The sequence below is a fragment of the Ohtaekwangia koreensis genome, assembly GCF_900167975.1.
In the GTDB taxonomy this organism is placed as follows: domain Bacteria; phylum Bacteroidota; class Bacteroidia; order Cytophagales; family Cyclobacteriaceae; genus Ohtaekwangia; species Ohtaekwangia koreensis.
On record NZ_FUZU01000001.1, the window covers coordinates 999266 to 1012087 of the forward strand.

11 protein-coding genes are annotated in these 12822 nt (G+C 42.9%); 6 read left to right on the top strand and 5 right to left on the bottom strand.

Features of this window, described 5'->3' with window-relative positions; genetic code table 11:
• Positions 1-91: 91 nt before the first annotated feature.
• Both B5Y40_RS04350 and B5Y40_RS04355 read right to left on the bottom strand, forming a co-directional pair.
• Positions 92-766 (bottom strand): Rossmann-fold NAD(P)-binding domain-containing protein, encoded by a 675-nt coding sequence (locus B5Y40_RS04350; RefSeq protein ID WP_079685472.1) that lies wholly within the window; start codon positions 764-766, stop codon positions 92-94.
• Between the two features lie 166 nt (positions 767-932).
• On the bottom strand, positions 933-2261 hold the full coding sequence (locus B5Y40_RS04355) for an NAD(P)/FAD-dependent oxidoreductase (protein ID WP_079685473.1): 1329 nt from the start codon (positions 2259-2261) through the stop codon (positions 933-935).
• 328 nt (positions 2262-2589) lie between these two features.
• Here B5Y40_RS04355 and B5Y40_RS04360 point away from each other — a divergent pair, with 328 nt between their 5' ends.
• Both B5Y40_RS04360 and B5Y40_RS04365 read left to right on the top strand, forming a co-directional pair.
• Positions 2590-3069 (top strand): YHS domain-containing (seleno)protein, encoded by a 480-nt coding sequence (locus B5Y40_RS04360; protein ID WP_079685474.1) that lies wholly within the window; start codon positions 2590-2592, stop codon positions 3067-3069.
• 29 nt (positions 3070-3098) lie between these two features.
• Entirely contained in the window at positions 3099-4028 is a 930-nt protein-coding gene (locus B5Y40_RS04365) for a hypothetical protein (RefSeq protein ID WP_143785608.1), read from the top strand.
• A 16-nt stretch (positions 4029-4044) separates the two neighbouring features.
• Here B5Y40_RS04365 and B5Y40_RS04370 read toward each other — a convergent pair whose 3' ends face one another.
• Entirely contained in the window at positions 4045-4410 is a 366-nt protein-coding gene (locus tag B5Y40_RS04370) for a winged helix-turn-helix transcriptional regulator (protein WP_079685476.1), read from the bottom strand.
• Between the two features lie 71 nt (positions 4411-4481).
• On the opposite strand from B5Y40_RS04370, the gene B5Y40_RS04375 reads away from it, so the two are divergent.
• Positions 4482-4871: an antibiotic biosynthesis monooxygenase family protein gene (locus B5Y40_RS04375; protein ID WP_221408869.1), complete on the top strand. Its 390-nt coding sequence runs from the start codon at positions 4482-4484 to the stop codon at positions 4869-4871.
• Positions 4856-5341 carry a group II truncated hemoglobin gene (locus tag B5Y40_RS04380; protein ID WP_079685477.1) on the top strand — a complete coding sequence of 162 codons (486 nt, stop codon included), beginning with the start codon at positions 4856-4858 and terminating at the stop codon, positions 5339-5341. The genes B5Y40_RS04375 and B5Y40_RS04380 overlap by 16 nt, the downstream gene beginning before the upstream one ends.
• 11 nt (positions 5342-5352) lie before the next feature.
• Here the strand turns inward: B5Y40_RS04380 and B5Y40_RS04385 are convergent, their stop codons facing one another.
• Together B5Y40_RS04385 and B5Y40_RS04390 are read right to left on the bottom strand one after the other, a co-directional pair.
• On the bottom strand, positions 5353-6084 hold the full coding sequence (locus B5Y40_RS04385; protein WP_079685478.1) for a sterol desaturase family protein: 732 nt from the start codon (positions 6082-6084) through the stop codon (positions 5353-5355).
• 13 nt (positions 6085-6097) lie between these two features.
• A complete protein-coding gene (locus B5Y40_RS04390) occupies positions 6098-7603 on the bottom strand; it encodes an amidohydrolase family protein (RefSeq protein WP_079685479.1) in 1506 nt (501 codons plus the stop codon).
• 335 nt (positions 7604-7938) lie between these two features.
• Here B5Y40_RS04390 and B5Y40_RS04395 point away from each other — a divergent pair, with 335 nt between their 5' ends.
• Positions 7939-11304, top strand: coding sequence for a SusC/RagA family TonB-linked outer membrane protein (locus B5Y40_RS04395; protein ID WP_143785609.1), 3366 nt, complete (start codon positions 7939-7941; stop codon positions 11302-11304).
• A 21-nt stretch (positions 11305-11325) separates the two neighbouring features.
• Positions 11326-12675, top strand: coding sequence for a RagB/SusD family nutrient uptake outer membrane protein (locus tag B5Y40_RS04400; RefSeq protein WP_079685481.1), 1350 nt, complete (start codon positions 11326-11328; stop codon positions 12673-12675).
• Positions 12676-12822 lie beyond the last annotated feature (147 nt).

The window sequence follows — 12822 nt, forward strand, 5'->3', positions numbered from 1 at the left end:
ATGGGTTACGTTTATGCTATCTAAACGTGATTTTTATAACTTGGTTAGCGACCTCTCGCGGAATTCGGACCGAACTAAATATATAGCACCACTATCCAACCGCTGCCAGTTTTATAATGTCTTTGCCTTCAATTACCTTTTTGGTATAATCCTGTTTTGAAATGTTGATCATCGCCTGGGCAAGCTCCTCCAGTGTGCAAAATCCGGCAGGATATAGGGCGCGACCTATCGGGAACATCCAGTTTATATATTTATACAAGGCGTGTGTTCTTGTCAGACCTTTCATTGGCTTGATGAAACCGGGACGAAATGCATATACTTTCCTGAAAGGAAGTTTCATCAGGTCGTTTTCTGTTTTTCCTTTTACACGTGCCCACATGCTTCGCCCTTTCTCGCTGCTGTCAGTGCCCGCTCCGGAGATATAGCAGAACGTCATGTCAGGATTTAATGCATTCAGCGTGGAGGCTACGTGCATGGTAAGTGTATACGTCAATTTAAAATAATCTGCTTCTTTCATTCCCACCGAAGAAACACCAAGGCAAAAGAAGCAGGCGTTATACCCTGCCAGGTCATGCCGGATCGGGGAGAGGTCGTAGAAATCGTTGTGAATAATTTCTTTTAATTTGGGGTGTAACACTCCGGACGGCTTCCTGGTAATCACCAACACGTGTGTTACATCGGGATGATGTAAACAGTTATGAAGGACTCCTTCGCCCACCATGCCCGTAACACCTGTTATCATTACCCTGATATTTTTAGGACTCATTCCATTGTGATTAAGTAAGCAAGAAGAAATACAAATATATATACAGAGGTATCTTCCTATACTATAGATGATGCACAAGATGTAATATTATTGTAGCAAGTAAAATACAAATAGAAACTCAGCCACAATCTGTGATGTATATAATTAGTTTGATGTACATATGTGCCTACCGTTCCACCAGATTCTCCTGGTAAATATTTTTATCTTTTTTGTTTTCGCGGTCTGTGAATTCTTCAGGTCTGGGACGGATAATGAGTCGCAGGGTTGGGTCATCTGTGATGAACGACCACGTCCAGCTAAAGGCAAGCTTTACTTTATTTCTGAATCCGGCAATAGGGATCAAGTGTATAAATAGCCACACCACCCAGGCAAAAAATCCTTTCACAAATGCATTTGGCAGGTCCGCTACCGCTTTGTATTTCGAAATGATGGCCATGCTACCGCGATCTTTATACAGGAAGGCTTTCGGTGAATTGTTTTCATATAGCCTGACGAAATTTTCCGCCAGCAGTTTTCCCTGTTGTATCGCTACCTGTGCGAGTTGTGGATGACCAGCCGGAAATTTTTTGTCGAGTGTGTGAAGGGCTATATCGCCAACAGCAAATATATTTTGTGTGCCCTTTACTTTACAATATTCATCAACCATGATTCTCCGGCCTCTGCCAAATATTTCAGCAGGAAGTCCTCTTACTTCCCGGCCTATAACACCACTGGTCCATATCAAAGCGTTTGTCTCCAGAACCTCTCCATTGCTTAGCATCACTTTTCCGTCAACATAATCTTTAACAGCAGTATTGAGTTTCACAATGATCCCTAATTTTTTCAAGACAGCTGTTGCTTCTTCCTGTGCCTTGATACTCATCGGTCCGAGCAATACTTTACCAGCTTCAATCAGGTATATAGGAAAACTTCCTCCTGTTATTTCAGGGTATTCTTTCGGGCCGATCTTGTGTGCCATTTCCGCCAGCATACCCGCCACCTCTACACCGGTAGGTCCGCCACCGGCAATGACTACGTTGAGAAGTTTTTTGCGTTCTGCCAGATCAACAGTCTTTACTGCTTTCTCCATGTTCAGCAGTAAATGGTTTCGCAGATTGGTGGCATCGTTGATCGTTTTGAGTGTCCACGAATTTTTCTTCACGTTCTCCATACCGAAGTAATTCGTTTCCGTACCTAACGCCAACACAAGATAATCGTATGGTAGTATATCGCGTTCCGTCTCAATGGTATTCTCGGCAGTATTAATTCGTACAAGACATCCCAAATGAAAGCGGAGATTTTTCTTTTGCTGAAACATTCTGCGGAATGGATAGCTGATGTTGGACGGTTCAATGAAAGCCATTCCGACCTGGTATAGCAATGGTGGAAAAAAATGATAATTATTGTTATCAACCAGCGTGATCTGAAACCGCATATCATTCGCCAGGCGTTTAATGAAATTAAGGCCGGCAAACCCTCCGCCAACTACTACAATTTTTTTTGGTGCGTTACTCATACTATAAGAATTAACCGAGATTGATGTGCTATAATTTACACCTGAAAGCTTGTATATTCTATTTGTGAATATAGTATTGCTAAAACTTTTGTGCCTGCTTCCCTTTCTTCGGGTGTTATACTGATACAGGAAGCGCTACCGATTTATATGTAATCTGAGTAGTACCAGGTAAAGGCGAAAACGTGGAAAAGTAGGTACAAACACGATTCAAATTTCATGTTATACTTAATGATTATCCATTTGTATGTCGGGTAAATGACAACTGCACGGTACACGATTGATGATATTTCGACTACATTACAACCGAACGTACTCTTAATTCTTTTATATGAAACTCATTTCCGTCACGGTAGCGATTGCTTTTTTATCCCTGTTTTCGGGTTCTTCTGCATATAGCCAGGTGAACCCTATCGGTAAAGATAAGGTCGCCATTGGAGGTTATGATGTAGTCGCATACTTCGTGTCGGGTAAAGCAACGCCTGGTGATCCGAAGATAAAGACTACACATAACGCAGTGATTTATTATTTCTCTACCATTGAAAATCAGGAAGCCTTTATAAAACAACCCACCCGGTATTTGCCGCAGTATGATGGATATTGTGCGTTGGCCGTTGGTGCACAAAAGAAGAAAGTAAACATCAATCCTGAAACATTCAAGATTACGAATGGTAAACTATACTTATTCTATAATTCTTCGCATGCCCTTAGCGGGAATAAATTTAACTCCCTCGAACCTTGGCTAAAAGATGAAGAAGCCTTGATTAAGAAGTCCAATGAAAATTGGGTTTCGATGAGCAAAAAGAAATAATACAAAAAACAAAACAGAGGTATAGGCCCATGCGGTTCGTTTTAAAGTATGCTTTCTGTTTCAGTATATCTGTAATGTCGATGCAGACTAGTCTTGCACAAGGATGTAGCGATGCAGGGTTTTGTTCTATTGGTAATCTGAAACAGCAATCCGCAGATACGACCCTGCAGCAGCAGCGGCTGAGTATATTTCTTCCGGTTGGCACCGGAGATGAAAATGTTTTTGTATTTACACCCGCTATACAATACGACCATCAGTTTTCTGCAAAGTGGTCCGCGCAAGCAAAGCTTACTGCAAATTATGCTTCAGGAAATTTAGGAGAGGCCACCGGGTTCGGCGATGTTTTTCTATCCGGTACATATATACTCACGGCAAAATCCAGTTGGCGGACTTCATTTTCACTGGGAATGAAACTGCCTTTGAATACAGGAAACCTGAATGCTGAAGGTAAATCTTTGCCGATGCAATATCAAAGTAGTTTAGGTACAATTGACGTGATTGCAGGGGGCTCAATAACCAATGACACCTGGCAATTTGCTGCCGGTTGGCAACAGCCTATATCAGGCACTAACCAAAATAATTTTCTGCCTGCCTCCTGGAACAGTGCTGATGCTCACCAGTATCCGCCTTCAAGACATTTTGATCGCAAAGGCGATGTTTTGTTACGTGTCTCTTATCGACTTCCGGTAACAAAGCGATTGTCGGTTACGGGTGGTGCCCTGGGTATATATCACCTTGGAGAAGATACCTATATAGATGCCGGTGTAAGTGATAACCCGATTGCCATTCAAGGTTCAGCGGGTGTAACGTTAAATGTTACCGGCATGGCAACATGGAAAATAACGGAGCAGCTATCGATGGGTCTTTCTGCGGGTATACCATTCATTGTTCGTGATGTACGTCCGGATGGGCTAACCAGAAGTTTTGTGGTGGTCCCGGAGATCACCTGGCGGTTTTAAGGTATAGATGTTATAATTATTTATACAGGCTCTGATCCTTCAGATAATCTATATTATTTTTTTTGAGATAATCGATTCCCCAGGTACTCATGAAATCAAACATAGGCGATAATGTTTTGCCTTGATCTGTAAGGAAATATTCTACCCTATATGGTTTTTGAGAAAGCACTTCTTTGTCGATCAGGTTGTCGCGCTGGAGTTCTTTCAGTTGTTGCATCAACATTTTTTCAGAGACTCCTGGTAAATTATTCCGGATCTCGCTAAACCCTTTACGATGGAATTGATGAAGGTGTGAAAGAATAAGGATTTTCCATTTTCCGCCTACCAGACCCAACGTTACGTCTACCGGACAGGTATATGTTCTCTCATGAAGTTGTATCATAAATGGGCTTACTTATTGGTAAGGTATTGACTTCTGAAATCGTACGCGACACATTTGCTAAAAACAAAGCTATGAAAATATTATGCATCCTCGCGTTGACAATGATCAGTTGGAACTCATTTTCACAAAACAGTAATGGCATGACGAAAGATGAATCAATCGAAATTATCCGGTATAAAATTTCTGCTGACCAGAAAGCGAATTTTGAAACAGCCTATGCAAAAGCAGGAGAGTTTTTAAAAGCATCTCCATATTGTTCCGGCTACGAAATCATTCATGGTGTTGAAGAACCACAACATTATATTGTAAGGATTCATTGGACGTCCATGGATGATCATCTTCAGAAATTCAGGAATAGTCAGGAGTTCAAATCTTTTTTTAATTTGGTAAGACCATTTTACAATGCCATCGAAGAAATGAAGCATTACCAAAGCACAACGACAACATGGAAGAAAAGCTGAACAAACCTGTTCCAACACTTTTTGAATGGGCCGGTGGCCGCGAAGCATTCGAGAAATTATTCACAACGTTTTATCGGAAGGTAGCGGACGATGAAATGCTATCACAAGTCTTCAAGAATATGTCGCCAAAGCATGCAACACATGTAGCGCACTTTGTTTCAGAAGTTTTTGGTGGTCCTGAGCTATATAGTAAAAATGATAGCGGAAGTCACGCGACAATGGTAGGACATCATATAAGTAAAAATCTTAGTGATGTACAACGAAAGCGATGGATCGCATTGTTACTGGAAACAGCCGATGAAGTCGGGTTGCCCGATGATCCTGAGTTTCGATCTTCCTTCGTCGGATATCTTGAGTGGGGCAGTCGCATTGCCGTTATCAATTCAAATATAGCAGAGAACCCGGTGAAGGCCGATGAACCTATGCCTGCATGGGGGTGGGGTGAAACGAAGGGGCCGTACCAGGGATAATAAGTATATATTTAATCGGAACGCTGCAGCGTCCCGAAAAGACGATCCCACAGTGTAGTATAAAATCCGAAGTTATACTGTACATCCCGATGATGTTGGTGATGAAACGTGGAGGTGCCGAGATGTTTCAGGAAAGCATTGCTACGGAATCTGTCTGGTAGCGGCTCAAGTCCAAGATGCCCAAGCATTCCAAAGAGTACATTTATCGTGAGGTATAGAATGATCGCATGGATACTAAAAGGATATACCAGTAGTAATATAAGCCACAGACTTCCGAAGCAGATCGTTTCTATTGGGTGCAGTATAAAAAGATCGATTGGCTTTGGATCCACCGCCTGGTGATGCAAGCCATGCATCGCTTTGTATAAAAACGTTTTGTGAATCATGTAATGAAATATATACATCAGCAGATCCATGGCGAGGAAAAGAATGATGAAATCTGATATTATATATAGAGACGCGTTCATCTCAATTATAATGAATCCGTTTTTCCAAAGCCAGAACCCGGCATAGGTTATTATTGTATTCAATATATTAGTAACTGCACACAGCAGCCACTCACGTGAAGTATAGGTATAGGGTTTCACCGGAACTTTGGCGTACTTCCTTTGCAAGGCTGATCCAATTACCAGAACAGAGGCTGTAATAACAATATTCTCCATCAGGAAGAGAAGCCACAACGCATACTCCGGAAGCAGGAGCAGAGCGTTGAGCAGGTCTTGTATAGCGGAGCTGTTATTCATGATCGTTTTTGTATTACACTTTCGTGGAATGAAGCCTGGTGTTTTTTATGATCTTTTCTTCGAACGATTCTAACTTTGTTTTGACAGAGGTATATAGGGCATCTTTTAACGCCTGGTCTTTAATAAAGCTATACTCTATACTGTTTAGGATAAAAGTCCGGATATCGGCATACGAAATTTGTGGATACCGCTTCGCCAGCAATACATATTGGTGAACCAGGTTGCTTCGTAAAATGCCCGCGTCATCCGTTGAAATAACAATCGGTACATTCCCATTTTTATAGAGCGTGATGGGATGCTTGTCGTCTTTTACTTTCAAAATAAATTCATTGCTAAAGAGGTTGATCTCGATAGCTATTTTTTTATCATGCATATACTGGAGTAACGTCAGGGCATCAGTTTCGTATGCCATATCTACACCGTGGCCAATACGATTAGCCCCCGCTATATAGATAGCATCATGGATGTGAAAGGTCAGGTCTTCGGGTTTAACAAGCCCAAGCGTAAGCTCACCGGCATGCATGGAATATTTTACCTCTGGAAAAAGTTGGCTGCAGTACCGGAACATATACATGTGTAACTTGTAATCACGCATGGACACATCGCCGTGCTCCGGTGATAAGATGTTTATGCCACCCACCAGCGGACTGGTTTGTGCGGACTCAAATGCGAGCAGCAGGTCTCTGAAGAATTTTACAGGCTCGGCTCTCCGGTTCACATACGTCTGGTAGCGTATAGTGACTGCGTTGTTATCGGGTACAAACTTGTTGTGAACAGACAGAAGTATACTGTTAAAATTCACAACGTCTTTTGAAAGCTGCTTTTTCCTGAATGCTTGAGTAAGGGAGTCCAGTACCGGACGAAGCGCCACCGTATCTGTATATTCCTTTAATTTAAGAAGTGAAGTATAGCGATCGGCATTCTCGGGCATTATATCCGATGGGACACCTTTGATCATAAGCTCCAGGTATTGTACATTTTCGCGCAGTGCCCGGTTTTGCAACTCTTGTAAGCCAATGCCTGTCTCATTCCATCCACCGGACGGTAGTTTCCCAAACGAATCAAAAAAATGTTTATGCGAAGGGATCTCTGAATCAACGTAATCTTTTACAGACCACACCTGGAGTATACGCTGCTTCATATCCGGAAGTTTGTTCTTGCGTATCAACTCTGGCAACGATATAAAACGTTTGTAATCTCCTTTTTTATTGATCCGCTTAATACTGTCGTATTCAAACACAAGCGACACGGTATCAAACCATGGATTTTTTCGCAGCAGATAATTCCAATATGTTTCGGCATATACCGAGCCGGAGAAATGATTATGGAGGTCGCCACCTTTCGGCATTTCCGAAAAGAAAGCCGTAAGCAAAGCTTCATTGTTTCGGATGCTCTCAAAGTATTGATGAACGTGCTGTAAAGGTTTTTGATTCTCAGGTGTACATCCCTGGAGTGACAAGGCCAGTGTGGCGATCAGGATGACAAGTATTCTTTTAACAGGGAACGCAAGTGGGACCAAGGTGTTTAACAGGTTAATGAGTAGGCTATAAAGGTACAATTATTCTTTGATCAATCACGTACTCACTTTGTGCGCGAGTGTCCTATATATGCTTCATTGTAGATTGTTGTCTGGCCCAAACGTTGCAAATAGACCACACTTGTGTAGAAGAATGCCTCACTATATTTAGCACTTTTAAAACCAGTTTTAAAAAAGTTAGAACACGAAAAAACAGTTGACAGTAATTGTTTTAAAGGATTTTTTAATATATACCAATACAAATAGGTTAATTTTTTTGCAACGTGGTACTATGCTTTATGATGCAACGCGTAAAATCATAAAAGCAAAGTAGGAGTATGAATAAAATTCTTTACGTTAGTGTCCTATGTCTGATTATCATGGTGCATGGAAAGGCTCAAAATCTTCCATCGGATAGTCTTCAGGTAAAAGGTCTTGTTGCCTCTGCAAACGATACACTTCCTCTTCCGGGAGTAAAAGTTCTGATTCAAAATACGGAGAGAAGCACAGTAACCGATTCAACGGGTCGCTATCAACTGGCGCTTGCATCTTCCACGGATACACTTGTTTTTTCACGCGAAGGATATGTCGGGGTAATAGCCTCTGTAAACGGACGCGAAGCCGTCAATATTTTGTTGCGACAGGATACCGCGGCGGCACAGGAAACTGCACCAACCGATAGCACCTCCGTTGCGCAGGATTCAACTGCAGTTGCCACCGATAGTACATCCGTAGCATCCGATACCACAGGCGTTGATAAGTTCAAGGTGAGTGGTACCGTTATCGGAGATGACAGCACAGCGTTGCCGGGTGTAAGTGTCCTGGTAAAGAATACAACTATCGGGACAGTTACAGACGCGCAAGGGAAATATACTATAGGAGTTAGTTCACCGAGTGATATCCTGGTCTTCTCATTTGTAGGTCTTAAGACAAAAGAAATTCCTGTAAACAACAAGCGCGCTCTGGACGTCACGTTGAGCGAAGAGGGTGGGCAGGTATTAAAAGAAGTGGTTGTGATCGGGTATGGAACGATCGATCGTGCTACACTTACCAGTTCAGTTTCTACTATAGGATCTGAAATGCTTGATAAAGATCCGCTGCCAAGTGTAACGCAGGCCATTCAAGGTAAAGCGGGTGGCGTGCAGGTAACGCAACGTTCCGGTAGCCCGGGTGGAGGTGTGAATATTCGTGTACGCGGCACAACATCTATCAACGCCAGTTCCGATCCATTATATGTAGTCGATGGTATACCCGTAAACAGCAATACCAATTTTGTTGGCGCAAGTGATTTTAACTTCGGAGGAGGTACACAAGGTATAAATATACTGGCCTCTATAAATCCAAGTGATATTGAATCTGTTGAGATCCTGAAAGATGCAGCATCTTCAGCTATATATGGTGCACGCGCTGCGAATGGCGTAGTGCTGATCACTACAAAACGTGGTCGCCCCAATGAAACCAATATCAGCGTGAATGCTTATGCGGGCGTTTCTGAAATGCCTAAGGAAAGAAAGTACGACCTGATGAATACCACCGAGTATATATCGTACATGCAGGATTTTTATAAGTATAAAGGAACGACAGTACCGGAAAGTGTTTTGCGTACAGATGTTAACACCGATTGGCAAGATGAAATCTTTCGCACAGCCCCGATGCAAAACTATGAACTTGCAGCATCAGGAGGTTCTGATAAAACGCAGTACTATACATCCATCGGATATTACGATCAGGAAGGTATAATTTTAAATTCTGATTTCAGCCGCATCAGTGGCCGTGTGAATCTCGACTATAAACAAAGTGAACGCCTCAGGCTTTCTACCAATATAAACCTGACGCGTGCTTTGAATAACCGCGTACAGGAAGAGAACTCCAAAGAAGGTTCTACTAAAAATGGTATCGTAACACCCCCGAACGTTCCGGTATATAATGCCGATGGAACGTTTGCATATGATCCGGTGAACAGCGCACGTGAGAATCCGGTGGCGATGTTAACACTGCCCGTAAACAGAGCTGAGACGTTCCGTATCCTGGGTAATATTTCTGCTGATTACGAGATCACGAAAGGACTCATCTTCAAAACTACGTGGGGTATAGATATGAGCTATATCGATGAGAACTTCTTTATGCCGCCCAAAGGAATAAAATCATTTGTAAGTCAGGGAGGTATAGGAGCAACACGCAGTACAAGAGATCAGCTCTGGATTAATGAAAATACATTAACATACGATAAGACCTTTGGAGAGCATTCATTGAATTTATTGGGTGGTATATCTTTCCAGGAATCTAAATATACTTTCGTGGAAGCGCGCAGAAGTAACTTTGCGAGCAACGATATTCCAGTCATCTCTGCAGGAGGAACGCTCTCGGGAGCCAATGCAACGGTACAGGAGTGGGCGATTGCCTCATACTTTGCACGTGTAAATTATGGTTTCAAGAACCGATATTTATTAACTGCAAATTTACGTGTCGATGGTTCATCACGCTTTGGCTCGAACAACCGCTATGGTACATTCCCATCGTTTGCTGCTGCGTGGCGTATCTCGCAGGAGTCTTTTCTTAAAGATGTTAAATCGGTAAGCAATGTGAAGCTGCGTGCGAGTTGGGGTGTAACGGGTAATCAGAATATTCCGAATTATGCCAGCTATACTTTATACTCTGCCGGCAGTAACTATCTGAATACACCGGGTTTCTATCCGTCATCCCTGGGAGATCCGAACCTCGGCTGGGAAACTACGGAGCAGTTTGACGTAGGCCTTGATCTTGGTTTCTTCGATGACCGGATTTCTATTCTTGCAGACTACTATATAAAGAATACAAGCGATCTTCTGATTAGTGTACAAACTCCACGTTCATCAGGTTTCCAGAGCGCATTCAAGAATATAGGGGAGATCCAGAATAAAGGATTTGAATTCGAACTGACAACCCGAAATTTTGTGGGTGAGAATTTCCGTTGGACTACATCTTTGAACATGACTTTCAATCGTAATAAAGTTGTATCCCTTCCTGAAGGAGATATATATGGTGGGTTGGGTAACCTGAACGTTGCGCGTGAAGGCTTACCGATCGGATCTTTTTACGGATGGAAGATGGTAGGTGTAAATCCGCAAACCGGTATGATCGATTTTGCGAAAGCGGATGGATCAGTTGGGGCTCCTGATTTTGCTTCTGATAAAAGAATCATTGGTGACCCGAATCCTGATTTCTTCGGAGGCATCACGAATACATTTTCATACAAAGGTTTTGATCTCAGCATCATGGGACAATACTCTTATGGTAATGATATATTCAACTATAATCTCTTCACGATTCTTTCAGGAAGCGGTGATAGTAATAACGGTTCCGCTGATTGGAACAGGCGCTGGAGAAATCCAGGCGATGTAACGGACGTACCGCGACCAACGCCTGCAGATCTGGACAATGCTACTGTGTCGGATCGCTTTGTAGAGGACGGTTCATTCTTCCGCATTCGTAACATCACACTCGGCTATACTTTACCAACATCGGTATTGGAGAAGCTGAAATTGAAAAGCCTGCGCATATATGCTACTGTCCAGAATGCACATGTATTCACCAACTATCGTGGATATGATCCTGAAGTAAGTTCCTCTCCCGGAGGAGCTAACACGGGACTGGTATATGGATTTGACTATGGAAGTTATCCGCAGCCACGCATCTTTACCGGGGGTATAAATCTAACTTTTTAAGAATCATAGAGCGTATATAACATGAAAACAATCATTCACTATATAGTCATACTGGTAGCCGGAGCATCCGTTTTTGCCTGCGATGACTTCCTCGATAAAACACCGATCGATCAGATTGCAGCAGAAGAATACTTCACTGATGAAGCCAGTGCCGAGTCAGCCGTTCGTGCGATCTATAGATCATTGGAATCATCCACGTACTACGGTCAGTCGATGATCATTATTCCTGAGTTTGCCGCGGGTCATGTACAAAATGTATATAATTACCCGGAGTTTGTAAACTTCGAACAGAACGATATCCGTATCGATAATCCATGGGTGCTCAACATCTGGACAGCTTCGTATTCTTCTATCAATGCTGCCAACAATGTTATCGCCAGTGTTCCGCAAATGACCGGTGCTATATCTGAAGAGAAGAAGTCGCAATTCGTTCGTGAAGCTAAATTTATTCGTGCATTGGTATACTTTAATCTCGTAAGAAGCTGGGGAGACGTTCCGCTCATTACAACTCCTACAGCTTCTTCTACATCGCTCAGCGATTTGCAAGTGTCGCGTACGGCTGCAAGCCAGGTATATGCTCAGATTATAGCAGACCTGAACGATGCCGTAAGTTTACCAGCGTCGTATAGTTCATTGGACCAGACCAAAGGCAGGGCCACACAGTATGCAGCGAAAGCGTTGCTTTCTAAAGTATATCTATACCAGGGCGATTATCCGCAAGCTGCTACCTTTGCAAAAGAGGTGATCAGTAAAGGCGATACGCTCACCAGCGATTATGCCTCTATATGGCTAACGGAGAATAGTCAGGAAGCTATATTTGAATTGCAATTCGATGCACAGGCAACCAATCCGTTGGCGACCGTAAGTAATCCTACGGGATCTGCGTTGTTCTTCGCGAAAGATACAGTATATAAATTCTTTGAAGATGGTGATACGCGCAGAGACTTCACATTAAACTTTCAGAATGGCCGTTATTATATAGGTAAATACCGTAACTACAATCCGGCTACGCAAAATGTACCCGTGATACGTCTCTCCGAAATATACCTCATCTACGCAGAGGCACAAGCACGCGTTAGCAATTCGCCGGCAGGAGAACCGTATCAGTACTATAAAGCTATACGAGATCGTGCAGGACTGGAGACACCGGATGAAGGTACATTTGATCTCCAAGGTTTTATAACGGTTGTGCAACGTGAAAAGAGACTCGAGCTGATGTTTGAGGGCGAAGCCTGGTATGACTATGCCCGCACCGGGTTGGCGCTTACCGAGATGATGACCGTGCCGGACGAGGGGCGTTACCTGTTCCCGATACCGCAGACGGAGCGTGAATTGAATTTAAATCTTGGACAGAACACAGCGTATCAATAGAGCGCCATTAACTTCCGCAGCCGAAGATTTGGATACACGAACGGGTGTTGCCGGTTTTATCTGGTAAAAATCAAGTTCGTATACTAAATCTTCGGCTATGCTATTTAAAGAGGTGTCAGTACTGACACGGTTGGGGTCGGCTTCAGC